Source organism: Mucilaginibacter segetis (assembly GCF_016522075.1).
Taxonomy (GTDB): Bacteria; Bacteroidota; Bacteroidia; order Sphingobacteriales; family Sphingobacteriaceae; genus Mucilaginibacter; species Mucilaginibacter segetis.
In genome coordinates, this window is record NZ_JAEHFW010000001.1 from 682,923 (window position 1) to 708,758 (window position 25,836).

A 25,836-nucleotide genomic window follows, 5' to 3' on the forward strand; every position below is an offset into this window, starting at 1 on the left:
AGCCATATTAGTATTATATGAACGCATGGTTTCAGTTAAAAATATTATCCCGTATATTTAAAAGTTTTTTGAACTAAAATGGACGATAATTACCAGGAATATCTAAAAAATCAAAATATATTTAAAACGCTTATTGAGCAATCCCCTTCACCTGTAGGCCTGTATCTGGGTCCAAAATTGGTTGTAAGCCTGGTTAATAAGGCCATACTAAAAGTATGGGACAAGGACGAATCAGTTTTAGGTAAAACATTCAGGGAGGCCTTGCCCGAATTGGAAGGGCAACCCTTTTTTAACATACTCGATAACGTTTATAGATCCGGAACACCTTACGATGCCTACGGGGAAAGGGTCGATCTTATGGTTCAGGGGCGTATGCAAACGTTTTACTTCAATTTTACCTATCAGCCTTTAAAAAATGATAATGGTGAGGTTTGGGGGGTATTAAATACAGCCGCCGATGTAACAGAACTCGTGCTTACCCGCCAAAAACTTAAGGAAAGTGAAGAGCGTATGCGCTTTGCGCTGGAATCTGCAGAACTGGGTACCTGGGATCTTGACCCGGTAAACGGAACAATTGTATGGGACGACAGGTGTAAGCAACTTTACGGTTTTTCAAAAGGGGATACCATTAGTTATGAGGATGTGTTAATGCATATTCACCCAAATGACAGGGAACGTATTGATAAAGCAGTTAATAAGGCGCTGATGCCTGAGAATGGCGGATTTTACTACAGCGAATTTCGTACAGTAGGCGCCGAAGATAAAATAGTAAGATGGTTGCGTTGCAAGGGTAAAGCATACTTTGATGAGAACGGAGAATGTATTCGGTTTGCAGGCACAGCCCTAAATATTACTAATGAGATTAAGGATAAAGATGAACAGGAACGATTGCTAAAATTAATAGATCATAGTTCGGATTTTGTAAGTCTTTCAGATATTGATGGCAACGTTACCTATGTAAATGCAGCCGGAAAAGAACTACTGGGCTTAGTTAACGATAATACACATCGCCCTAATGCTGACTATCTGATGCCCGATGAGCTACCCCGGCTTCAAAAAGAAATTAATAACCAACTTTTTAAAAACGGACGGTGGGAGGGTGATATCCTTTATCGTCATTTTAAAACAGGAGAAGCAATCCCGGTAAAAGGTACCAGTATGCTGTTGTATGATGCTGATAATAAGCCGCATGGCAGAGCGTCAATAGCACGAGATATGCGGCGCGAACTTGCCGATAAAAAGGCTTTGGTGGAAAGCGAGCAACTGCTGAAAAATATTACGAGTGCTGCACCTGCCGCATTATGGATGTCGGATGAAAACGGGATGATAACCTATGCAAATCAGACCTGGACAGATTGGACCGGGCAAAGTTTCGAGGATATTTTGGGTGTGGGCTGGTTGAAAAGTATAATACCCGAAGACAGGGAAAAGGCAGGCAATAAATTTTTGCATGACCTTAAGTTGCGTTTACCTTATGAGGTTGATTTCAGGATGCGGCGTAAAGATGGCGATATACGATGGTGCATAGCAACGGGCAACCCGCAATATAATAACGAAGGTGAGTTTATTGGATATATTGGCGCATGTACGGATGTTACTGAAAAAACTAAGATCGATATTGCACTACAATTGACCAATAACGAGCTTAGCGACCAGATAAGACAGTTTGAATTTGTTACCGACTTTATGCCGGTGCAATTATGGACGGCAAAAACCACAGGCGAACTTGATTATGTGAATAAGCGTACCATAGAGTTTTTTGATTTACCTGCAGAAGAAATTGTGGGGGAAAAGTGGATGTTAAACGTGCACCCGGATGATCAGGCTCCATGTATCGCTGCATGGACAGCCGCTCTGCAATCCGGCGAGCTTTACCAGTTTGAGTTTAGGTTACGCGATAAGGTTGGAGACTATAAATGGCACCTTGCACGTGCCCTGCCGTACATAAATGAAGGTGAAATAATAAAATGGTTTGGCACCAATACGGATATAGACGAACAAAAAAAGCTGGAACGTCAAAAAGATGACTTCCTGGGAATAGCCAGCCATGAATTAAAAACACCTGTTACCAGTATTAAGGCTTATGCGCAGGTATTAGGCGCTATGTTAAGTAAAGAGGGCGAAGATAAAAAGGCCGATATGGTTTTAAAAATGGATGCTCAGCTTAATCGTCTAACTAATTTAATTGGCGATCTGCTCGATGTAACCAAAATTAACTCCGGCAAAATACTATTTAATAAATCATGGTTCAATTTTAATGAGGCTGTAAAAGATACCATCTCTGATATTCAGCATACTACCAATAAGCATATTTTAGTGATGGATTTTAAAGAAACCGGCACTATTTACTCCGATAAGGAACGAATTGGGCAGGTAATAACTAACTTAGTTACAAATGCTATAAAATATTCACCACACTCTAACCGCATTATCATTAGTACCGAATTGGATAATGCCGATGTAGTGGTTTGCGTTCAGGATTTCGGGATAGGCATCCCGGACGATAAAAAAGAAAAGGTGTTTGAGCAGTTTTACCGTGTAAGTGGTACAAAGCAGCATACTTTTCCCGGTTTGGGGCTGGGACTGTACATATCGTCTGAAATAATAAGGCGCGAAGGCGGTAAAATGTGGGTAAACAGTATTGAAGGAAAAGGGTCTACTTTTTGCTTCTCGCTCCCGGTAAATGATGGCAATGTGCCAGATACGAAATAAATTATAAATTGAGTTAAACCAGTTTACAGTTTGGCTATCCAAACTGTATATATTATGAGACAAAAAAAGATAATGATAGCGGACGATGATCCGGGAATTGTGGACGCTGTGGAGATGCTGCTTGAATTTGAAGGGTACCAGGTAACCAGTACTGTTGATGGATCTACTGTTTTGGATATGAAGGAAGAATTGCCCGATCTGCTATTACTGGATATTTGGATGAGCGGTGAGGACGGCAGAGATATTTGCAAAAAATTGAAAAACGAAAAAACAACCATGAATATCCCCGTTATAATGATATCGGCCAGCCGCGACATCCAGGAATCTGCTATGGCTGCCGGAGCTGACGATTTTTTAGCAAAACCATTTGAGATGGATGAGCTATTACAAAAAATTGAAAAACTTACACTATAAACTTTAAGGCTGCCTGTCCTCGGCGTACGATTCGTTATAGTTTAATCCTGGTGTTAACCAGTATAAGAGCACTACTCTGGAATAGCGATAATTAAAAGGTGACAGTAAAAATATTATCCCCAATAAAATTCCCACATACAACCAGGGCGAATGCGAACCGGTTAATAAATAAGTGGCAACGGCAAGCGTTACCATTTCAGCAACGTTAAAAGCATAACTCACAAACATAGACACGTACCAATATCCGGGTTCGCGCTCATAGTGTAAACCACAATGCGAACAGTTTTCATGCATTTTTTGCCCGGTAAAACTATACGTACTGCTGGCAAAAATATCTCCTCTGCGGCAACGGGGGCATTTGGCTTGTATAGCTCCCTGCAAAGCAGATACATATTTAACGGGTTGGATCTTTTTACTTGTTGGCATAATAGTATTGTTTTGCAAATATACCCAAACTAATATTTAGGTAACACTGATAATTTTATAACTTGTTTAATTTACATTCCAACAATAAAATTATATGCAAAAGCCCGATAGTTTGATATTTGATATGGATGGCACCCTTTGGGACGCGGTTGATGTTTATGTGGAATCATGGAACATCATGTTCAAAAAATTAAATATACCCCGAACCGTGCGTAGGGAAGATGTTACATCGATGATAGGGAAAGATGGAAAAAAAGTGATCGCAACTATGATGCCCGATTTTAATGATCAACAGCGTACTCAAATTTATGCTGATGTTAATGAATGGCGCAGGGTGCTGATACCTCAAAAAGGTGGCAAGTTATATGAAGGTGTTATTGAGGGTTTAAGATCACTATCGCAAAAATACCCCTTGTTTATTTTAAGTAACTGCGCTACGGGCATTATTGAAAAATTTATTGACTGGGCAAAAATTAAGGAGCACATTACGGACGAACTTGCATATGGGGTAAATAATATGCCGAAACAGCATAATCTTAAATTGCTGATGGAGAAGCATGGCCTTAAAAATCCGGTATACATAGGCGATACAGCCGGTGATGCTGAGCAAAGCCGCCTGGCGGGTGTTCCTTTCGTGTTTGTGAGTTACGGCTTCGGCGATACTGATAACTATGATATTAAATTTGATGATTTTTCTTCGCTTACCAATTATTTTCTGAAGTTATAGTTGATAAAAGCGTAACTTTAATAACAAAGTTAAGTAACATGAAAAAGCGGATAATTACGATAGGGGTTTTAGTATTGGTTGCTGTTTTAATAGGTGTAATTTATTACCGGTATTATTTTGTTTTTGGCGAAGGTACCAAAGCCGGAACAATGAATTATTTTGTTAAAAAAGGATATCTTTTTAAGACTTACGAAGGCCGGCTTATACAAAGTGGGATAACTTCTCAAACGCAAGGGAATATTTCATCAAATGAATTTATGTTTTCAGTTACTGATAAGAACGTAGCAGACAAGCTTAACCACAATGCCGGAGCGATGCTTGAATTACATTACAAGGAATATTTACATACTTTACCATGGCGGGGTGTAAGTAAATTCGTTGTTGACAGTGTGATGTCTGCCAAGCCGGTTAATAATTCTGCAAGTCCATATTAAAACAACTCATCAGCTTTGCCGCTGTTGGGGGTAAGTATTTTGCTTAAGTTGTATTCCCGATTACTTTTATCGTCGCTACCTTTTATCAACCCTTTGCTAAAAAGATCGGTAAGTGTTTTTGCGGCATTCTCCTCGTGGGAATTTAAATCCGTTTCAGGCTCGTACACAGCTAATTTTAAAGCCACCTGGTGTGCGGTGGCATATTGTAATTGCGCAAGGGCATATACTACATTTTCCTGCACAGATGCATGCTTGTCATAAGTATGCGGAACATGTAGTGGCTTATATTCTTCAAGAAAAGATTCGTCCGGATTGTCCATAGTTAAACATCTTTAATATCGTCGCGTAAAGCCTTAACAGCATCGTGTGCTATTTTTAAACCACTTAAATGATCGTTAAGTAGCGCTACCACCTTTTCATCTTCCCATATAAGTTCCTTATCATCCAATGCTTTACGATAGTTCCCTTTAGCCACATCTTCACCGTATTCACAGTCTGATAAAATGGAGTGGTTATCTTTTTTGGTGAAAGTTGCCTTAACATCTATCCATGCATGATAAAATTTGCCTGATAAGGTAGTGCCGTCAGCAGGTGAACCACCTAATTGATGAACATAATCGTTAAGTTCATTTACGTAACCCCTGCTTTGGTCGGCATAACTCGCAAATATGGTTTTTAATCCCATATCATCAGTGCTATCAGCAGCTTTGTTATATCCTGCTATCCGGTCATTGTTTATCTTAATCAGATCGTTAAGGGCCGATATCTGGTGTTGTATATGTTGTAATGTTCCCATTGTTTAATTCGTTTTATATTGCTACAACAGGACCTTACAGTTAATTGTTTTTACAAAACAGAACAGAATTAAGATATTAGTTAAATAACTCCTGCTCTTCGGTATAATATGTTTTGCGCGAACCGGATTTTACCTTTATTACCACCCCTGTGGGGCTTTGCTCTTTTTTAGAGTTATGGATATTCATAAAATCTCTTACCTCGCCGCTGATAATATCGGGGTTTGATTTAATGATCTCATCACCGGCATTTTTTAATACAAAATGAATGGATTTAACCAGCGTTTTTATTTTGTATTCGGGAATTTTATTACTTATCGAAAAAGGCGAGATACCGGCATCCCATAGTATTTCATCAGCATAAGCATTTCCAATGCCGCGTATGATCTTTTGATCGAGCAAAACATTCTTTATTTCCTTTTTGGTTTTACCCAGTTTTTCAGTCAGGTAAGTTAAGCCAGCCTCATCTGCAAGTGCGTCCGGAGCATTTTTTTTGTCAGGATTAAGTGTAGGAGTTGCGATACCCTGAAAATCGGTCAATGTTAAGCCGGTATCATCAGTAAATAGCAGGTCTAAAATACTGTATTTGTTTTCGTTTTTACCCTCGTATAAAAAAAGTTTACCATGCAGCATCAAATGCAAGGACAAAATATCGCCTTTGGAAAACTTGAAAAACAGTTCCTTGCCGTCGCGGTATACTGAGGTGAGCTTTTGTCCCTTAATAGTATTTTGTAATTCGTTATGGCTTACATTTAATTTAGGAGCTTTATGTACCGTAACTTCCTTTATGGTTTTGCCGGATAATTTTTTATCCAGGTTATGGCTAAATACTTCGAGGTCAGGTAATTCTGGCATGATTTATAATTTCTTTTAAGTGCAGGTATTTATAAACGGTCTAAGTCTGAAACAACAATGTGCTAATATTTATACACTTTTCTTTAACAGTTGTTTGTTTGCAGCAATCAGTTGTATAATTTTTTTTTTAAAAAGCGAACCTATGAAAGTAAAAATTTTAAGCTCGATTGGGCTGATTATCAGCTTGTCTGTATTCACGTCTTTTTCAATATCCGAAAAGATATGATAGGGGAATGGAGAATAGACGATTCATCGATACCAAAAACCACGCAGAAAGTAATAGATAAGCTTGTTGCCGCTAACCCGGCAATTGCCGATCAGTTGGAAGATAATAAGGAAGCTATAATGGATCAGATAAAGGCTATACGCTTAAATTTAAAGGCCGACCATACGTATGAGTCGGTTACACAGCAAGGATCAACCGGTGGTAAATGGGAATTGCTGAATAACGAGCACACCATACAATTTACAAAAGCCGACGGCAGTATGCGTAAGGATAGTATATTGGAATCTGCCCCGTCGCGCTTAAAAATGATAAACGTTGATCTCAAGGATACCACATTATACGTACACCCCTGATCAATCATAATAAAAAAAACAAAAGCCATTCTGCACAAAACAGAATGGCTTTTTGCTTTTATATTAGTTAGTTTAATTACTGCTTCCTAATATAGATGAGAATTTATACTCATAAGTTTTTAGCTGGGCCGCAAGCTTATCACTAAGAGCCTGCTGATGTCCTTGTTTAGTGAATTCGGTTATACCGTTCAGTATTTGTAAGCCAATTTGAACATCACGCATATTCATATCACTTGAATTATTTTGCAACAGGTAGGCATTATAATCCAGTTGGTCAGTAATATACTTATCAATACGGTTAACTATTTTATTGCCCAGTGTAGCGTCATTTAAGCGGTACGCAATCTGTGCCATAAACATTTTACGCCCTGCAACATCTATATATGGATTCAGTTCAGGTAGCTCGTCATCACATTTATGTAACACTTTAAGCGCCAGATCCGGATGTCCTTCTCTTTCCAGGCTGCGTGCCAGATCTAAAAACGTGGTTAATAAAACCGGGTAGAACATATTAGTAGATTCATGGTCTAAATAGCGTGCATGTTTAAAGTTGCCGAATTTAAACTTATTCATGATGTTATTATACATCACCATGGTGTTGGTTTTACTTAACTGATCTTCCGCAGATAATGTGGAGTCTGGTTTAAACGGAATAAGGTGATAAGTAAAACCTTCTTTATATAAATAAGGCTGTAAGCCGATCAGGTTGCTGTTGCCTATAGTGGTAGTAAAGCAAATGGGCCTTTTCCAATGGTTATGTGCTAATATATCCAGTATAGCAAGGTTTTCCTTTGTTACATAATTGGAGGTGTATTTCCATTCCATACTTTTTGCCAGCCGGTCCTTTTGATCGGGTGTTATCACACCGTTCTTAATTACCTCTTCCGGATCAATGTCTATCTTAAAGTTTTTTGTTGGTAAATAATTTACACTTTCGCCAGCTTGATTTTGCCCTTTTGCGTTAGGGTCGTCAGATGTAATAAAATCAAAAACATCTTTAACACTTACGTAACCGGGTAGTTTAGCGTCGTTGTAATAAATAACATCACGCACACCCTCTTTATATTTATCAAAAGGCATTGTAATAGGTAAAGGAGCACTTTGGTTCATTGGCTTTTGCATCTGCCGTATATACCAGTCACCCGTAAACAGGCTAAGGTTAACAATTCGTACATCGGGGCGTATGCCCTCAACTTCCTGATCGTACCATAACGAATAAGTATCATTATCGCCATAAGTAAATAATATAGCGTTAGGCGGGCACGATATCAGGTAATTATAAGCCATATCATGTGCTGTCCATTTGGTAGAGCGGTCGTGGGCCTTCCACTCTTTACTTGCCATTAACACAGGTGCTATAAGTAAACAAACTCCTGTAGCTATAAATGCCGAAGTACGGATATTTATTTTCTTACTTAGCAGATCGGCAATAGCGATAACTGCTAAGCCAATCCATATAGCAAAGGCATAAAAGGATCCTACGTAGGAGTAGTCCCGCTCGCGTGGCTGTACAGATGGCTGATTAACATATAATACCACAGCAATACCGGTAAAAAACCATAATAAGCCTATAATAAGTGCGTCGCGTTTTTTACGGTTATACTGATATATTACCCCTATTAAACCTAATATAAAAGGTATGGCATATAAAGGAGTATAGGTAGTGCCATGTATAACGGAGTCAGGCAGATGCTTACCACCATCAAAAATTCCGCTGGTCCAGTTACCGTCAATGCCGGATGTGCTGGTTTGGCCGTCGGCGTCATTGTAACGGCCTATAAAATTCCAGAAAAAGTAGCGAACATACATTTGGTATATTTGCCAGCTTCCCATCCATCGTAAATTATCTAACATGTTTGGTGCCTGCCCTGCGGGTATTTGCAGCCATTGCCTGTAAAACTGAACGTCTTGCGGATCTGTACTGTACATACGAGGCAATAGTGTGGTATGGTCATAAACATAGTCAGGGCGTTTATCAGCTATTTCGTATTTGTCTTTTCCTTTACGATATATCGTGCTTCCTTCTTTCTGATCAATGATCTGAGCATCAAAATAAGGGCCTTTAAGTAATGGGTTTTCGCCATACTGTATACGGTTAAGGTAACCATACATAGTAAAGGCATTATCGGGGTGGGAGTTGTTAAGATCCGGATTGGCTGTAGCGCGGATAGGTATGTAGGCAAATGAGCCATAACCAAAATAAATAAAGGCTACGCATAATAATGCCAAATTAAGTACAGGCTTGTTTTTGCGAATACTATATATAATACCGAATACAATAGCCGATATCAGGATCAGCAGAAAAACAAAGGCGCCGCTGCCGAAACCCATGCCCAAAGTATTTACAAAGAACAGATCAAAATAAGCAGCAAATTTCACTGTATATCCGCGTATGCCATATTGTACCAAACCTAATATGCCAATACTTATAAAGAAAGCTATCAGTGTATTTTTAGTGGTAATATTTTTATACCTGCGAAAGTAATATACCAATGCAATAGCCGGTATGGTAAGCAGGTTAAGCAGGTGTATACCAATTGATAAGCCAATTATATAAGCAATAAATACTATCCATTTATCAGCATGTGGTTCATCAGCATGGGCTTCCCATTTTAATATAGCCCAAAAAACTACCGCAATACATAATGATGATAAAGCAAACACAATGGTTTCCACAGCCGAGAACCAAAAGGTATCGGTATAAGTAAAGGCTAATGCACCTACTAAACCTGCACCCATTATTAATATGGTTTGGGCGTTACCGAAATCTTTCTCGCGCCCGGCTATCAGTTTTTTTGCCATAGCAGTAATAGTCCAGAAAAGAAACATCACCGTTGCACCACTGGCAATAGCCGATCCCATATTAGTAAAGTAGGGCACTTTAGTATTATCACCCATAGATAATAAGGAGAACACCTTACCCAGCATGGCAAACATCGGATAGCCCGGCTGGTGCGATATCTGCAAACGGAACGCGCAGGATATAAACTCACCGCAATCCCAAAAACTAACAGAGGGTTCTAAAGTTAAAATATAGGTAGCAGAGGAGATTACGAAACAAACCCAGCCTAAAATGTTATTAATTTTTTTGTATTGCATGTATAATCTATTATTACTTTGGCGCGCCAAATATCACTATTTTTGCAAACCATTTAGTAAAAAAATGGTAGTGTTTAACAAATTTAACACAAATTAACTGTTTGGACAGTTAAGCAGCATTTTATTAACACTTGAGCTTTAATGTTACAATAAATAACACTTATTTTGTTGCGTATGCAAAAAAGTCGCGCCCGTTTATTGGGCAAAGTTATTCTGGTAGTTGGTATTATCGTATTTTTGGCACAAACAGGTTGGTCTCAATCTGTTTATTTACCTCAATCATATCAGTTCAATCAAAAACTAAACAGGACTGTTTATTCTAAAAATACTTCGCTCCACACTTCTTTAAGGCCATTTTTGCTGGATAGTACTTTAATGCCCCGTTATAGCGAGCTTATGAATTTAGGCGGTGATGAAAACAAACACCAAACCTGGGTTGGGCGTAAACTATGGGACGAACATTTGGTTGATATCAAAACCAAGGAATACACCATGTTTGCTGATTTCCTGACGGATAATTTAGCAGGCTATGATTTTAAAGATAAAGATAAACCTGCCACATTTAAACCGGTAGGCTTTGGCCTTAAAACAAAACTGGGCGTAAATACACGCGGGTTTCAATTTGGAGGAACCGTAGGTGACAAATTTTATTTTTATACCAGCGGTTACGAGAATCAGGCGGTTTTTCCATCCTACTATAACGATTATGTAAATCACATCGGGTTCGTTCCCGGCCAGGCATATGATCGCAGCTTTGGGAAACCACAGAAAGATTATTCGTACGTTACGGCTATATTGTCTTATGCCCCAATAAAACAACTTAATATCACCTTAGGGCAAGATAAAACTTTCATAGGTGATGGTTACCGCTCTTTGTTATTATCTGATTATGCAGCCAATTACCCACTATTACGTATCACTGCCAATTTAGGTAAAATACAATATATGGCCATGTGGACTTATCTTCAGGATATTATACAACCTAAGTTTGATACATTTGGCAGTAATAGGCGTAAATACGGTTTATTCCATTATCTCGACTGGAACGTAAATAACAGCCTTTCATTAGGGTTCTTTAACGCCTACATAGCACCCGAAACTGACGATCAGGGCAACCGCCGTGGTTTTGATGTTAATTTTATCAACCCGGTGTTGTTTGCAAGCGGTTTAGGGCCGTCTTCACAACCGGGAAATGCTTTAGCGGGCTTTACAGGTAAATATAAAATATTCGATAAAACGGCACTTTACGGGCAATTGCTTATAGATCATTTTAAACTGCAAAGCTTCTTTTCAGGCGATAATGCGCAAAATACCAACGGGTGGCAAATTGGTATACGCGGTGCTGATATATTTAATGTTAAGAACTTTAATTATTTATTTGAATATAATACGGTTAAACCATATACCTATTCCAGCGAGCAACCTATTAGCAGCTATACTTTTTACAGCGAGCCGTTAGGAGATCCGCTCGGTGCAAATTTTCGTGAAATAATAGGTATATTAAATTATTCGGCCGGAAGGTTTGACCTTCAGGGACAACTGAATTATGCGCGTTATGGTTTAAATACAGCCGCAAATATTGAGGGAAAAGATATTAATCAACCTTACCTTAGTACAGCAGGTAACAAAATTGGGCAAGGTATAAAAACGGATCTTTATTATGCCGAAGGCACCGTTGCTTATATCATTAATCCTAAATATAACCTTCGTTTTGAATTAAGCGGTCTTTACCGGCAGGAAAAGAATAATTTAGGTAATAAAAAATCTGCAATAATAACTTTTGGGCTACGAACCACTTTTCGCAGTTTATACCACGATTTTTAATTAATAGGCTCGTTTATTCAATTCTGTTTATCTTTGAAAATGCCCGGCATCAACCCGGCAAACTACTAATCTTTAATTATGGCTACAGAAGTTAAGTGCCCGAGCTGCGGACATGCCTTTCCTATTGAGGAGGTTATGGCCGAAGAATATAAGCAACAATTGAGAGTGCAAATGGCAGATTATAAACGCCAGAAGGAAGAGGAATTCCGTAAAAAGGAAGATGAGTTTGCCGGGCGTGAAAAACAGCAACGCGAGCAATTTGAGCAAAGGTTAGAAGGCGAAAAGAAGCAGCTGCAATTAACTCTTGAAGAAAATTTACGCAAAACCATATCGTCGGATTATGAAAATCAGTTGATTATGTTACAAACCTCAGCCCGCGATAATGAGGAGAAATTAAAGTTGGCAAGGCAAAAGGAACTGGAGTTTATGCAGCGCGAACAGCAGCTTAAGCAAAAGGAAGAAGAGATGGAACTTGCACTGCAACGCAAATTACATGAGCAGCGCAACGAACTTACCGAACAAATACGAAAACAGGAAATAGATAAACAAGCCATTAAAGAAACGGAACACCAGCTAAAGGTGAAGGAGATGGAAAAGCAGCTGGAGGATCAAAAAAAGCTGGTTGACGAAATGAAACGACGTGCCGAACAAGGTTCCATGCAGTTACAGGGTGAAGCTCAGGAGTTGATTTTGGAAGAACTGCTGCGTAACTATTTTCCGTTTGATGTAATAAGCGAAGTAGGTAAAGGAGTACGAGGTGCTGATTGTATACAAACCGTTCGTAATCAGTTCGGGCAGGAATGCGGGCGCATTATTTACGAAAGTAAACGTACCAAAGAATTTGGTTTGGACTGGATAGAAAAATTGAAAAAGGATATGCGTGCCATGGGGGTGGATGTTGCGGTAATTGTAACCCAATGCTACCCTAAAGGTATGGACTGCTTTGGCGAGCGGGATGGGGTGTGGATTTGCAGTTTTGATGAAGTTAAGGCAGTATCATATATTTTGCGCGATGGGGTGGTTAAACTTTCCAATATGACCAAAGCGCAGGATAACAAAGGTGATAAAATGCATCTGCTATATGATTACTTAACCGGTACGGAGTTTTCTGAACAATGGAAGGCTATCCGGGAAGGCTATATGAGCATGCGCCAGTCGATACAAAAAGAGCGCGATGCGATGGAACGACTTTGGAAAGCCCGTGAAAAACAACTTGAAAAGGTATTGTTGAATGCCGCGCACATAAAAGGTTCAATTGAAGGAATAGCCGGCAGCGATATGATACAGCTTAGCCTGGGCGAAGATGACGATGAACCGCTGCTTCTTGATTAGTGCTTGTTCAGGTATAAATTTAGATAATTACGTATTAATAACAGATAGTTGTATTTATACCAACCTTTATATGTAGCTTAGCCCTTATTACCCGCTCACAATTATACTTCCCGGTACTTTTTTCATCCCAATTTTAATGTATCATAATGATAAAAATATTACTGGTCGAAGATCATAATGTTGTGCGTAATGGTTTAAGATTGCTTTTAGACAAAGAAACTGATATAGAAGTTATTGAAGAGGTGAGCAATGGAGCTGATGCTCTACGATCCATCAGGGAGGGTAAAAAGCCGGATATTATTATTACTGCTGTTAATAACCCTCAAATGGATGGGTTGAATCTTATAGCAAAGGTTAAACACGCTCATCCGTTCATTAAAATCATAATCCTGTCTGCCGAAGATGACTATAAAGTTATTATCCACGCCTTTAAAGCGGGAGCAACCGGCTATATGCTTAAAACCATAAGTACTTTTGAGCTTATTTTTGGTGTAAGGCATATATTTAATAGTAACGAACGGTACTTATGCAACGATATCGCGCTTAAATTACTGGATAAGTTATTACATACTCCTGATGTTGATTTTGATGTACCGGTGGGTGATATCGAAATATCTTTACGGGAGGTGGAGATACTTTCGCTTATAGCAGATGGCTATACTAATCAGGAAATAGCTGAAAAACTTTTTACCAGTAAGCGTACAATTGAAGGTACAAGGCAGGGGTTGATCGAAAAAACTGGAACCCGCAATACCGCCGCCCTGGTTAGGTATGCAGTACTAAATAGTGTAATAAAGTAAGAATGATTAATTTATAATATTTACTTTTTCTTATAAGGTAAATTTTACGTGTTTATTCTATCTGATTACCGTATAAATACATATATCGTGTTTTTATTTTAAACGAATTTTGTATTTCAATATTTGTTGATATGAAAGCCATTCTTACACGGTCAGTAGCAAGATTTCTGGTTTTACAGGGATACAGGTATGGTAAATCTAATAACGTAAGTATTCAAAAAATGGTACTTCTGTTTGCATTACATTAACGCCGGTAAAAGCTAAGCCGCACAAATTACGTTTACATTACGGAGATACATATTATAATATGATGCATGAATTACTGCAATTTGTAGATGATAAGGGCATTCAAATATTAGTGGTTATAGATGGTGTTGATATGAAGAAATTTAAGGGAAGTATAAGTATAATATAGTTAAATGATGATACCGTATTAATGCGGATATTTTAGAGTACTAATACTATTAGTTGTATTTATTATAAACACAATTTTTGCAAAGCATAATACTATCTAAAAAAATTATATGCTAAGCAATACGGGAATTAATAAAGTAATACTTTTAGGAAAAATAACCAGCACGCCTTTTCGGAAAAGAAAAATAGGGAATGAGGATTATCTCTGCATAATACTATTAACTGAAGAAGTTATAAAAAGGAGTTCAGATAATATTGGACACAAGGAACATCACAAAATACGCATACCAGAAAAATTAATAGAGCAGGACGAAATATATTTGGAGAACGGCCAAACAGTTTATATCGAGGGTAAAACACAAACAACATCATATATTGATGAAATAAGGGTGAAAAGATACGATCTGGAAATTATAGCAAGCAAAATAGAAGTAATTGCAAACGTTGGTGCTAATGCAATACAATAGTTTTCATGAGCTAAAAAATATATAGCTGAAACATAAAAAAAGATGATCAAAGCCGGGACCACCCGGCTTGTTTTTTTGTGAAAATTAATAGCGTACCGTATATAATTAAGAATGGTACGCCCCTCAGATTGCTACCTTGCACGAAAATTCCTACTTTTATCGTTTTATCAGGATCAATTTCCTGGAAACCTTATGGCGGATATAATTACACTATCGCAACAGGCTGTACAATTACTGCAGCAGTTAATTTCCATACCATCTTTTAGTAAGGAGGAAGACCGCACAGCCGATCTCATTGAGCGGGTTTTGAAACAGCATGGTGTGGAAACACATCGCAAACTCAATAATATATGGGCATGGAATAAGTATTTTGACAATAACAAACCCACTATATTACTTAACTCCCACCATGATACGGTTAAACCTAACTCCGGTTATACCCGTGATCCTTACGATGCTAAAATTGAAGGTGATAAGTTATTTGGCCTGGGCAGTAATGATGCCGGCGGGTGTTTGGTGTCTTTAATATCCGTTTTCCTGTATTTTTACGAAAGGCCAAATTTGAATTATAATTTTTGCCTGGCCACCACGGCCGAAGAAGAAATTTCAGGTGTTAACGGACTGGAGCTGATCATACCCGAATTAGGCAAACTATCTTTCGGTATTGTAGGTGAGCCCACCCTTATGCAACTGGCCATAGCCGAACGCGGTTTAATGGTGCTTGATTGTGTTGCACACGGTAAAGCAGGACATGCAGCCCGTGAAGAAGGTGATAATGCCATTTACAAAGCAATAAAAGATATTGATTGGTTTCGCAGTTATAAATTTCTGAAAGAGTCTGAAATTTTTGGACCAATAAAAATGTCGGTTACCATTATAAATGCCGGTTCGCAGCATAATGTAGTGCCGGCCGATTGCACCTTTACTGTTGATGTGCGGGTAACGGATGCCTATCGTAATGAGGAGGTTTTAGAGATCATCCGGGAGCACGTAAGCTGCGATGTAAAACCGCGCTCTATTCGTTTAAAACCATCCTCTATTGATAAAAATCATCCTTTTGTACAGGCAGGTGTGGGTTTGGGAAGGATAACTTATGGTTCGCCAACTACTTCCGATCAGTCGCTGCTGGATATTCCGTCTATAAAAGTTGGTCCCGGCGATTCGGCGCGCTCTCATATGGCTGATGAATTTATTTATGTAAATGAGATTGCCGAAGGGATAGCATTGTATATAAATATGTTGGAAAAAATAGTTTAAATTTACCAGGTACAGTATGTTATATATCAAAAATCATCCTTTTCCGGAACTGCAAACTGAACGGCTTGTACTGCGCCAATTGCAGGATAATGACGCGTCCGAAATTTTAAGGTTAAGGACGGATGAGCAGGTGAATAAATATATTTACCGGCCAAAGGCTAAGGGTATTGATGACGCGCATAACTTTATACAACGCATTACTGAAAATACGAATAATAACATCAGTGCTTTTTGGGTGCTGACATCAAAGCACCGCCCCGGGTTTATCGGTACTATTCTATTCTGGAATATCGACAATGAAAAGGAAACCGCCGAAATAGGGTATGAACTTTTGCCCGAATATCAGGGTAAAGGTTTCATGCTGGAGGCTGCCCGGAGCGTGATCGCTTACGGCTTTAATAATATAAAATTCAAAGCTATAGAGGCGTGTACTCACGCGCAAAATGATGCTTCTATAAAATTATTGGGTAAACTCGGGTTTAAACACTTACCTGATAGCAAACCTGAAGAAAATGAAGCAGTTTTTATCTTGAATGCTGATATATAGCTAATACCCGGAGCTATATTGAACTCCGGGTATTAGAACACTATTCCGTACGGAGGCTTTTCACCGGATTTACCATTGCTGCCTTACCCGCCCTTATGCTTACAATTATCAGAGCAATAGCGATCATAATTAATCCTCCTATTAAAAACACCCACCAGCTTAGCGCCGTATGATAGGCGAAGTTTTCCAGCCACTTGTGCATTTGCCACCAAGCTATGGGTATAGCAATTACAAAAGCCAGTAATAGCAGTTTAGCAAAGTCGGCTGCTAAAAGTATAACTATCTGTTTTACTGATGCGCCCAGTACTTTGCGTACGCCAATCTCCTTTACACGTCTGTTGGTCATAAATATAACCAGTCCCAGCATACCCAGGCAACTAATGAGGATGGCTATACCTGCAGACCAGGTAAGCAACATAGATAATTGCTGGTCGGCCTTGTAAAAGTTTTCGACGGTTTTATCTAAAAACGTGTAATCAAAGTCAATGTCAGGGTAAACTGATTTCCATGACTTGGTCATTTTTTCTATAGCCTTATTCCAAGTTGCCGGGTCGGTTTGCAGCGCCACGTGCATTACGTATCCATGTTTAGGTGCCGAATAATAGATGAGAGGGGCCACTGTTGTACGTACAGAAGCCTGATTAAAATCGTGCATAATACCCACTATCGGAATTTGCCCGTTACCGAATTGCAAAAAGTGCCCTACTGCTTCCGCCGGATGATTGAACCCAATTTGTTTGGCCAGTGTTTCATTAATAAGTAACTCATTAGCCGTATCAGATGCGGTTATATTCCGCCCTGCAACCAAAGGGATATGGTATACACTCAGGTATGATGTATCCCCGTCGCGCGAGTTTACCTGTAATTTCATATCCTTGCCTTTTTCTTTATAATCTACCTCGGTAGACATCGATCCGTTGAAAGCCGGCGACTGGTTTCCCAAACTAACTGCCTGTATCTCAGGGATGGCTGCCAATTCCTGCTTCAGTACAAACTTTTTATCATTAGGGTTATTAAAATCAAATGGCACATAAAAATTAATAATGGCGCTTTTACGGAAGCCCATATTTTTAGCCTGTGCAAAATGCAACTGCTTATTAACCACCAATACGCCTATAACAAATACCTGGGCAATAATAAATTGCGAAACAATGAGCGATTTGCGCAGCCATGCACTGCCTACCGTTCCTGTAGTATTGTTTTTTAATACCGTAACAGGCCGGAAGGACGACATTATAAATGCGGGATATAATCCGGCTATAAGACTTACCAGAATAGTAAGCGCCAGTAAAAATAACCATAACGATGGCTCACTGAATAAGTAAGATGCATCCAGCCCGTCCGGAATAAATCCGCTGAAAACTTTTAGCAGTAATGGTACCAACGCAACCGAAAAAACAGCCGTTATCAGCGTAAGTAAAAAAGTCTCTGATAGGAATTGTGCTATTAATTGACCTTTGCCGCTACCAAGGGTTTTGCGTATACCTATTTCTTTACCGCGTTCTGAAGCATGGGCTGTAGATAAATTAATGAAGTTGATAGCGCCAAGCAGTAATAAAAATACAGCAAGTATGGTTAAGTTAAGAATCACCCCCGGGTTAACTGTACCACCAAAGTCGGGGTTAATGTGTATATCACCCAAGGCCTGTAATATATGTTTGGTTTTACTATCTGAGTTTTTAGCGAAGTTCTTAAAAATAGTTGCGATCTGGCTGTTTATGGTTGCAGCCCGCACATTCGGATTTAATTTAATAAGCACCTGATTAGAGGAGTTTGTGCTTCCCCACTGTTCAGTCTGGTAGTCCTTTTTTAATCTCGGCAGATAAATGGTGTTCAGCGATATAAAGCTTTTTTTCTCAAAATCGCTTTTGGCGTCAAGATCCGCTATAATACCGCTAACAGTGGTTCTTATGGTATCGTTAAAAGTAACCACCTTGCCTACCATCTGCTGTGGCGTAAGATCGGGAAAATAGGTTTTGCCCCGGCTTTCAGTTAATACTAAATTATAGGGATCTTTAAAGGCGTTTGACGGGTTGCCAGCCAACCATTGATGCGGGATGATCTTAAAATATCCCTCATCTGCAAAAACCACATCATCCTGTTTTTTAAAAAGTTTATCGGGCTTGCTGCTGCCTTCAGGAATATTGACCTTGAGGTTCCAGCTATTATAATCAAACAAAGGAGCCACAGCCTCAATTCCGCTGGAGTTTTGTTTCAGTGCTTCAGCAAGTGGTACCGGAACTCCCTGGTTTTTCCATCCGTCACCATCGGTAACCACCCGGTAAATACGATCACGACCCGGTTCAAACTTATCGAAGCTGCTATCGTATCGGATAATCATGAAAATGATAAGTGCTGCACTGATGCCGACAGAAAGTCCTAATACATTGATCAGTGTGGTAACCTTGTTCTGGCGTAAATACCTTATAGCGGTATAAAAGTAATTTTTGATCATGGCGGGATTTTTTGAGTGTTCAGTATTGCTGTGACAACTGATATGCCAATTGTTAAACTATTGAAAATGAAATAATTAATTTATATGTATGTACGAAATCGGACGGTTGATGTACGGAAATGTTATAGAGTGTTCGGATATTTGATCTTAAAACAGCGTTTACGGCGAAAGTTATAGCATTCCTATTGTATTTGCCCCGTCAAAGGCTGTCTAATCTAAATCATTTAATTTTATATTTGCAGCATGAGCAAGCTATGGCAAAAAACCACTAATGTTGATAAACTGGTAGAAAATTTTACCGTTGGCCGCGACCGCGAACTGGACAATCAGATGGCCGCTTTTGATGTATTGGGTTCGCTTGCGCATACCACTATGCTGCAATCTATCGGCTTAATGGAAAGCGATGATCTGGCACTTGTTCAAAAAGAACTAAAGTCTATTTATGCTGATATAATCAATGGCGATTTTGAAATACAGGAAGGGGTGGAGGATGTTCACTCACAGGTGGAGATGCTGCTTACCCAACGTATAGGGGATGCCGGAAAAAAAATACACAGCGGTCGTTCACGCAATGATCAGGTATTAGTTGACTTGAAATTATTTTTTCGCCATCAGCTTAAAGAAGTAGTAGAGTCTGTCCAAAAATTATTCACCCTGCTTTTGGAGTTGAGCGAGAAGCATAAAGAAGTATTATTACCCGGTTATACGCATTTGCAGGTAGCCATGCCCTCCTCATTTGGCTTATGGTTTGGAGCCTATGCCGAAAGTTTGGTTGATGACCTGGAAATGGTATTAGCCGCATGGAAGATCACGAATAAAAACCCTTTAGGCTCTGCGGCGGGTTATGGTTCATCATTCCCTCTAAACCGTACGCTGACCACACAGTTATTAGGTTTCGACAGCCTGAATTATAATGTGGTTTATGCGCAGATGGGGAGGGGGAAAACCGAGCGCATCATTGCGCAGGCTTTATCAACTATAGCGGCAACTATAGCTAAAATGGCTATGGATCAGTGCCTGTATCTGAGCCAAAACTTCGCTTTTGTAAGTTATCCCGAAAATCTTACCACGGGCAGCAGTATTATGCCGCACAAAAAAAACCCGGATGTTTGGGAAATTATGCGTGGCAAATGCAACCGCTTACAGGCTTTACCAAATGATGTAGCTATGATGACCACCAATTTGCCATCGGGCTACCATCGTGAATTGCAATTGTTAAAAGAATTGTTATTCCCGGCATTTACCGATATACAGGACTGCCTTAGCATGGCAGCCTTTATGCTGCAAAATGTTACTGTAAATACTAATATCCTGGATGACCCTAAATATTCTTATTTATTTAGTGTAGAAGAGGTAAACCGCGCGGTACTTAATGGCACACCCTTTAGAGATGCATACAAAAAAATAGGATTGGATATTGAGCAGGGCAATTTTAATCCCGACAAAAACATTAACCATACGCATGAAGGTAGCATTGGCAACCTGCTAAACGAGCAAATAAGTGCATCAATGAATAAAGTACTAATTAGTTTTGATTTTAATAAAGTAGAAGAAGCAATAGCTAAACTGGTTGGATAAATTATATGAACGGACAAAACAGAAGTGATATTTATCCCGGCCTTGAGGTTGATATTATCCTGAAAAAGGATCAGCGCAGCGGGAAACTAACGCGGGGAATTGTAAAAGACCTGCTTACCAGTTCGGCTTACCACTCGCGTGGAATAAAAGTACGCCTGGAGGATGGACAAGTGGGCCGTGTTGCTCAAATAGTTGAAGAGGACTAAATATTAAATTATCAGTAAAAAGATGCCGCCCCCTAAAAAGCCTGCAACGCACGCCTTATTTCGCCTGGATGCACACTACAGGCTATACATATCTTTACTAACAGGTGCGGTAGTGCTTTTTTTTACAAGGCATCTTAATTCTATACCGGAAGTCACTTTAATGACCTGGATAGGATTTGCCCTGAGTGCTATAATTTTGGACTGGATAAATATATTGGGTGCCCATCCGCAAGAAATAAGTAAGGTAGCCGGTCTGGAAGATTCAAGCCGCTTTTTTATATTCCTGTTTGTAATGGCGGCTTCGCTGGTAAGTTTAGTAGCTATATTATTGCTGCTAAAATCAACCAAAGGAGAACCTGAAAGTATTGTAAACGGTTATATATTATTGGCCATGGCCGCGGTAATTATATCCTGGTGGCTGGTACATACAGTGTTTACCATGCGCTATGCCCATATTTATTATACTACCGATAAGGGAAATAAAACACATAAAGGTGGTTTGGAATTTCCGGGGAATGAGAAAACTCCTGATTACATGGATTTTGTTTACTTCTCATTTGTAGTAGGAATGACCTTTCAGGTATCTGATGTAGAAATATCATCAAAGGATATCCGCAGGCTTACCTGGGCTCACGGTCTAATTTCCTTCGCATTTAATACCGCCATAGTAGCCCTCAGCATTAATGTAATATCGGGCCTGGTATCAAAATAAATTAATCCTCAATTTTAGAGTGTTTTTGCGTGTCATTCATGGTGATATAAATAACCAGTGATATCGCAATACAGATAGTAACATACCAGTAGAACCATTCGGCGTGCCCGTGCTCTTTAAATAAAAGCGCGAAATACTCTGCGGAACCACCAAATACCGAAACGGCTATGGCATACGGAAAACCAACCCCTAATGCACGTATATGAGCCGGAAAAAGCTCGGCCTTAACTACAGCGTTTATAGCCGTATAATTACTCACAATCAGCAAAGCAAGCATAATGAGGCCCATGGCCACATAAAAGCTGGTAGTATGGCTTAATACAGTCAATAATGGTACGGTGCAAAGTGTACCCAATATACCAAAAGTTTTAAGCATGGGTTTACGGCCTATCTTATCTGAAATGTATCCGTATAAGGGTTGTGCCAACATAAATATTACTAAAGTAAAAGTTGATATCAGCGTGGCTGTAGCTTTACTGAAACCACTTGTATTTACCAGAAACTTTTGCATGTAGGTAGTAAACGTATAAAAAGCCACTGTGCCGCCTAAAGTTAATCCTATCACTGTAAATACTGCTTTTGGATGTTGGGCCAGTGCCTTTAACGATCCACGCGCACGTTTTTCTTTAAGGTCTTCGTGTTTAAAGTTAGATGTTTCGTGGAGGTTGCGCCGCAGGTACATGGTGATGATGGCCAGTAAAGCTCCGATAAAGAAAGGAATTCGCCATCCCCATACATGCAATTGTTCAGGCGTAAGAAAAACGCGCTGTAACAATACCAATACACCAAGTGCTATAAGCTGACCCATTATAAGCGTTACATACTGAAAGCTGGAATAAAAACCACGTTTCTTTTTTGTAGCCATTTCACTAAGGTAGGTTGCGCTGGTACCATACTCACCGCCTACGCTGAGTCCCTGGATAATGCGGGCCAGCATAAGTAATATGGGTGCGGCAATACCAATATGGTTATAATCAGGGGTAATGGCTATAATTAACGATCCGGCGCTCATAAGTAATACCGACCAGGTAAGCGCGGCTTTACGCCCTTTTCTATCGGCAAACGTACCCATTAACCAGCCGCCAACGGGGCGCATTAAAAAGCCAATGGCAAATATACCTGCGGTATTCAGTAATTGTACGGTGGGATTTGCTGAAGGGAAAAATGCATCTGCAAAATATAGAGCAAACGCGGAGTAGACATACCAGTCGTACCACTCCACCAGATTGCCAAGAGAACCGCCCACAATTGAACGAATACGGCTGCCCGGCGTAATAGTTGAATTTAACTGGTTGACTTTTGTCATTGGCTATAACAGGTTTGTAAGGGCAAGATATAAAAATAAAAAAATTATATAGGGAGAGTTTGAGGCGATTGCTTACCAAGCAGGTGGGAAGGAATAAAAAATTAAATGATTTTTGACAGGACATAATATGTCATTTTTTGTTCTGTTCCGCTGGTGTGTATACAAAAAACGGAACAAGCGGAACACGCTGTTTTTCAGATACTTACTATTTTTTTTGTTTACTGATTTATAATCCATTTGCTTTATATGAAGTAAATAAGTATTTGATTATTAACTAACTAAAATATTTTAAAAAGTGTTCCGTTTTTTGGATAATGGAACAGCATACAGTGTACATCCTGAAAAATTCTAACATTAATATATGGTCATGTGATTTATTTGCATCAACTGCTGATCTTGAATCAAATTCCTATATTGTTGTATGTTTTTCACCGAAGACTTTTTGCATTATGTATGGAAGTTCCGCTTGTTTGATCGGACTGAATTGAAAACGGCCGATGGAGAGGAATTAGAGGTACAATCTGCAGGGTTACATAATACCCATGCCGGGCCCGATTTCCACAATGCGCGTATTCGTATTGGTGATACTACCTGGGCCGGTAACGTGGAATTGCATACATCTTCATCTGAATGGCAAAAACACGGGCATAATGTTGATAAAGCCTATGACAATGTGATATTACATGTAGTGTACAATGATGATGAGCCAGTGATATTAACGAATGGCAGGCCGTTGCCTACGCTGATATTAAAGGACCGTATCAACCCTGAACTTTTTACCCGGTATCATCAGCTTGTTTTTGGTAATCAAACTATAATTCCGTGCGAGGGCAGTATAGCTACAATTGATAAATTGACAATGCACAACTGGCTTACCCGCATATTGGTGGAGCGGCTGGAGAAACGGTCGGAATCGGTGATCGCTGCCTTGAATAAAAACCGCGGCGACTGGGAAGAAACCTTTTACCAGTTTTTAGCGGCTAATTTCGGCTTTAAAGTGAATGCGCTACCATTTGAGCTGATGGCAAAATCGCTTCCGCAAAATATACTGGCCAAACACAAAAATAACCCTTTGCAAATAGAGGCGCTCATTTTTGGGCAGGCCGGACTGTTATCGGTTGAAATAGAGGATGATTATCCGCGTGCGCTAAAACAAGAGTACGCCTTTTTAAGGAAGAAATATGGCTTAGAGCCTGTTGATGCTCATTTATGGAAGTTTATGCGGATGAGGCCTCAAAGCTTCCCAACCATAAGGCTGGCGCAGTTTGCCGGGTTGGTAGTGCAAAGCAATCATTTGTTCTCTAAAATATTGGAAGTGAAAGAGATTAAAAACCTTCGGGAAATGTTTAGTGCTATCCCGGTAAACAGCTATTGGGACGATCACTACAGATTCGATAAAACTTCGAAGCCATCAAGTAAAATAATGGGGCAGGCGTCAGTAAATACCTTATTATTAAATACTGAGGTGCTGTTTTTATTTAGCTACGGCAAGCACCTGCAAATACAGCATTATATTAGCCGCAGCTTAAAATTGCTGGAAAATATTCCGGCAGAAAAAAATAATATTACAATTGATTTTGCTAACTTAGGAGTGGAAACTGAAACCGCGTTTGAATCGCAGGCACTGCTGGAGTTAAAAAACAACTATTGCGATCATAAGAAATGCCTGCATTGCAGCGTTGGTATTAAAATATTAAAACCGTCCTGATATGTTACAACGGATCATCACCTTTTTTGAGCGCTACTCCTTCGGGGTATGTACTTACCTGGGCGAGCGCTTTAATATTTCAATCTCCAAGATCAGGCTTTTCTTTATTTACTCGTCGTTTTTGGCAGTAGGCTTTCCGCTGATATTTTACTTTTTTGCAGGCATAGTACTAGATATACGTAATTACATTAAGCGCGTGCATACCCGTGCTACCGACATGTAAAACATTTAAAAATTAAATAATCCTTTGTCCCTGTCAATAAATTGCGGGCGATGAATGCTTAAATTCAATTTTTTATTCAGTTTTTCTATCACATAGTCTGCTAGTTCCGGCGAGTAGCGCTCATCGTGCTGGTGCATAAAAAACCAAACAGATCTTAAGCCTAATTCTCTCCATTCAGCAATACGTTCTACCCATTCATCGCAGCGGATATAATCGGTAGGGTGCAGGCTGTTGCCTACAAAACGAATAAAGGCGTGCGGTGTGGGCAACATCATATGAACACAATCTCTTCTGCCGGATGCATCTGTTATTACTGCGCCAATGTTCAGCCTTTTAAACATATTAAATGCTGCTTCTCTGTACTCACTTTCAGCAAACCATGCCTTATGCCTTAATTCTACAAAAACCGGTACATCGGTAGGTAAGTGCTCTAAATAAGCGGTTAATTCCGGCAGGCTTTTAGGGTTGAAGTTATCGCTTAACTGCAAAAAAAGCGGTCCGAGTGTATCTTCAAAAGCCGCAATTCCCTCATAATAGCTGGTGGTAATATCCTCAGCGTTCTTTAAGCGCCGGATGTGGCTGATGCTTTGCGAAAACTTAGGGCAAAATTTAAATTCCGGATTTGCATCAGCCTTTTGCTTCCACTTGCTGATTGTTGACGGGCCATACACCTGGTAAAAGGTAGCATTTAACTCAATAGCATTAAAATGTTTTACGTACTCATCCAAAAAGTTGGCATCCTTAGTTTTTGGCGGATAAATTTTACCCACCCATTCTTTACGGCCCCATTTGGCACAACCTACATGTACCTTCAGTTCATCAGCGCTGTCAGCCTGTTTCAGGGTATCAATAGTGAATGAAGGCGTTGCAGGCAGGGTAAAATCTGTAACTGCTAATTCTTCGGGAGATATTCGACCAAATTCCATATTAGTGCGGGTTTTTAACAATAGAGGTAAATATGGCCAAA

The 25,836-nt window shown here is 39.5% G+C and carries 24 protein-coding genes; 16 read left to right on the forward strand and 8 right to left on the reverse strand.

Features of this window, described 5'->3' with window-relative positions:
• The first annotated feature begins 78 nt into the window (after nt 1-78).
• Both I5M19_RS03275 and I5M19_RS03280 read left to right on the forward strand, forming a co-directional pair.
• Nucleotides 79-2,712, forward strand: coding sequence for a PAS domain-containing sensor histidine kinase (locus I5M19_RS03275; protein WP_200063984.1), 2,634 nt, complete (start codon nt 79-81; stop codon nt 2,710-2,712).
• A 54-nt stretch (nt 2,713-2,766) separates the two neighbouring features.
• On the forward strand, nt 2,767-3,126 hold the full coding sequence (locus I5M19_RS03280; RefSeq protein ID WP_200063986.1) for a response regulator transcription factor: 360 nt from the start codon (nt 2,767-2,769) through the stop codon (nt 3,124-3,126).
• Nucleotides 3,127-3,129: 3 nt separating this feature from the next.
• Here the strand turns inward: I5M19_RS03280 and I5M19_RS03285 are convergent, their stop codons facing one another.
• Nucleotides 3,130-3,552 carry a DUF983 domain-containing protein gene (locus I5M19_RS03285; RefSeq protein WP_200063988.1) on the reverse strand — a complete coding sequence of 141 codons (423 nt, stop codon included), beginning with the start codon at nt 3,550-3,552 and terminating at the stop codon, nt 3,130-3,132.
• 94 nt (nt 3,553-3,646) lie between these two features.
• On the opposite strand from I5M19_RS03285, the gene I5M19_RS03290 reads away from it, so the two are divergent.
• Nucleotides 3,647-4,279: an HAD family hydrolase gene (locus I5M19_RS03290; protein WP_200063990.1), complete on the forward strand. Its 633-nt coding sequence runs from the start codon at nt 3,647-3,649 to the stop codon at nt 4,277-4,279.
• Between the two features lie 38 nt (nt 4,280-4,317).
• Nucleotides 4,318-4,713: a hypothetical protein gene (locus tag I5M19_RS03295; protein WP_200063993.1), complete on the forward strand. Its 396-nt coding sequence runs from the start codon at nt 4,318-4,320 to the stop codon at nt 4,711-4,713.
• On the opposite strand, the gene I5M19_RS03300 is transcribed toward I5M19_RS03295, so the two are convergent.
• From I5M19_RS03300 to I5M19_RS03310, 3 genes are all read right to left on the reverse strand, one after another.
• Nucleotides 4,710-5,033 (reverse strand): hypothetical protein, encoded by a 324-nt coding sequence (locus tag I5M19_RS03300; RefSeq protein ID WP_200063995.1) that lies wholly within the window; start codon nt 5,031-5,033, stop codon nt 4,710-4,712. The two genes, I5M19_RS03295 and I5M19_RS03300, sit on opposite strands and share 4 nt — an antisense overlap.
• A 2-nt stretch (nt 5,034-5,035) precedes the next feature.
• Nucleotides 5,036-5,509, reverse strand: a complete 474-nt coding sequence (locus tag I5M19_RS03305; protein WP_200063998.1) for a ferritin-like domain-containing protein — start codon at nt 5,507-5,509, stop codon at nt 5,036-5,038.
• Between the two features lie 76 nt (nt 5,510-5,585).
• Nucleotides 5,586-6,362 (reverse strand): DNA-formamidopyrimidine glycosylase family protein, encoded by a 777-nt coding sequence (locus I5M19_RS03310; protein WP_200064000.1) that lies wholly within the window; start codon nt 6,360-6,362, stop codon nt 5,586-5,588.
• Nucleotides 6,363-6,584: 222 nt separating this feature from the next.
• On the opposite strand from I5M19_RS03310, the gene I5M19_RS03315 reads away from it, so the two are divergent.
• The gene (locus I5M19_RS03315) at nt 6,585-6,941 is read left to right on the forward strand and encodes a hypothetical protein (protein WP_200064002.1); all 357 of its coding nucleotides are present in this window, start codon (nt 6,585-6,587) and stop codon (nt 6,939-6,941) included.
• A 72-nt stretch (nt 6,942-7,013) separates the two neighbouring features.
• Here I5M19_RS03315 and I5M19_RS03320 read toward each other — a convergent pair whose 3' ends face one another.
• Entirely contained in the window at nt 7,014-10,040 is a 3,027-nt protein-coding gene (locus I5M19_RS03320; protein ID WP_200064003.1) for a glycosyltransferase family 117 protein, read from the reverse strand.
• Nucleotides 10,041-10,214: 174 nt separating this feature from the next.
• Between I5M19_RS03320 and I5M19_RS03325 the strand changes: the two genes are divergently transcribed.
• The 6 genes from I5M19_RS03325 (at nt 10,215) to I5M19_RS03350 (ending at nt 16,681) form a co-directional block, all read left to right on the forward strand.
• Nucleotides 10,215-11,864: a gliding motility protein RemB gene (locus I5M19_RS03325; protein WP_200064005.1), complete on the forward strand. Its 1,650-nt coding sequence runs from the start codon at nt 10,215-10,217 to the stop codon at nt 11,862-11,864.
• 78 nt (nt 11,865-11,942) lie between these two features.
• Nucleotides 11,943-13,196 carry a DUF2130 domain-containing protein gene (locus tag I5M19_RS03330; RefSeq protein WP_235985756.1) on the forward strand — a complete coding sequence of 418 codons (1,254 nt, stop codon included), beginning with the start codon at nt 11,943-11,945 and terminating at the stop codon, nt 13,194-13,196.
• Between the two features lie 146 nt (nt 13,197-13,342).
• Entirely contained in the window at nt 13,343-13,996 is a 654-nt protein-coding gene (locus I5M19_RS03335) for a response regulator transcription factor (protein ID WP_200064007.1), read from the forward strand.
• A gap of 524 nt (nt 13,997-14,520) precedes the next feature.
• Nucleotides 14,521-14,877 (forward strand): single-stranded DNA-binding protein, encoded by a 357-nt coding sequence (locus I5M19_RS03340; protein WP_200064009.1) that lies wholly within the window; start codon nt 14,521-14,523, stop codon nt 14,875-14,877.
• A gap of 192 nt (nt 14,878-15,069) precedes the next feature.
• Nucleotides 15,070-16,134: a M20 family metallo-hydrolase gene (locus tag I5M19_RS03345; RefSeq protein WP_200064011.1), complete on the forward strand. Its 1,065-nt coding sequence runs from the start codon at nt 15,070-15,072 to the stop codon at nt 16,132-16,134.
• A gap of 16 nt (nt 16,135-16,150) precedes the next feature.
• The gene (locus I5M19_RS03350) at nt 16,151-16,681 is read left to right on the forward strand and encodes a GNAT family N-acetyltransferase (RefSeq protein ID WP_200064013.1); all 531 of its coding nucleotides are present in this window, start codon (nt 16,151-16,153) and stop codon (nt 16,679-16,681) included.
• A gap of 40 nt (nt 16,682-16,721) precedes the next feature.
• Here I5M19_RS03350 and I5M19_RS03355 read toward each other — a convergent pair whose 3' ends face one another.
• On the reverse strand, nt 16,722-19,136 hold the full coding sequence (locus tag I5M19_RS03355) for an ABC transporter permease (RefSeq protein WP_200064015.1): 2,415 nt from the start codon (nt 19,134-19,136) through the stop codon (nt 16,722-16,724).
• Between the two features lie 243 nt (nt 19,137-19,379).
• On the opposite strand from I5M19_RS03355, the gene argH reads away from it, so the two are divergent.
• Genes argH through I5M19_RS03370 form a run of 3 tightly spaced genes read left to right on the forward strand, consistent with a single transcriptional unit; the run spans nt 19,380 to nt 21,632 of the window.
• A complete protein-coding gene (gene argH / locus I5M19_RS03360) occupies nt 19,380-20,714 on the forward strand; it encodes an argininosuccinate lyase (RefSeq protein WP_200064017.1) in 1,335 nt (444 codons plus the stop codon).
• Between the two features lie 5 nt (nt 20,715-20,719).
• Nucleotides 20,720-20,920: a YwbE family protein gene (locus tag I5M19_RS03365; protein WP_200064019.1), complete on the forward strand. Its 201-nt coding sequence runs from the start codon at nt 20,720-20,722 to the stop codon at nt 20,918-20,920.
• Between the two features lie 22 nt (nt 20,921-20,942).
• Nucleotides 20,943-21,632: a DUF1345 domain-containing protein gene (locus tag I5M19_RS03370; RefSeq protein WP_200064021.1), complete on the forward strand. Its 690-nt coding sequence runs from the start codon at nt 20,943-20,945 to the stop codon at nt 21,630-21,632.
• A 1-nt stretch (nt 21,633) separates the two neighbouring features.
• On the opposite strand, the gene I5M19_RS03375 is transcribed toward I5M19_RS03370, so the two are convergent.
• Nucleotides 21,634-22,938, reverse strand: coding sequence for an MFS transporter (locus I5M19_RS03375; protein WP_200064023.1), 1,305 nt, complete (start codon nt 22,936-22,938; stop codon nt 21,634-21,636).
• Nucleotides 22,939-23,359: 421 nt separating this feature from the next.
• Here I5M19_RS03375 and I5M19_RS03380 point away from each other — a divergent pair, with 421 nt between their 5' ends.
• Entirely contained in the window at nt 23,360-24,646 is a 1,287-nt protein-coding gene (locus I5M19_RS03380) for a DUF2851 family protein (RefSeq protein WP_200064025.1), read from the forward strand.
• A 1-nt stretch (nt 24,647) separates the two neighbouring features.
• Nucleotides 24,648-24,869 carry a PspC domain-containing protein gene (locus I5M19_RS03385; protein WP_200064027.1) on the forward strand — a complete coding sequence of 74 codons (222 nt, stop codon included), beginning with the start codon at nt 24,648-24,650 and terminating at the stop codon, nt 24,867-24,869.
• A gap of 5 nt (nt 24,870-24,874) precedes the next feature.
• On the opposite strand, the gene I5M19_RS03390 is transcribed toward I5M19_RS03385, so the two are convergent.
• Nucleotides 24,875-25,795, reverse strand: a complete 921-nt coding sequence (locus tag I5M19_RS03390; protein ID WP_200064029.1) for a DUF72 domain-containing protein — start codon at nt 25,793-25,795, stop codon at nt 24,875-24,877.
• Nucleotides 25,796-25,836: the final 41 nt, after the last annotated feature.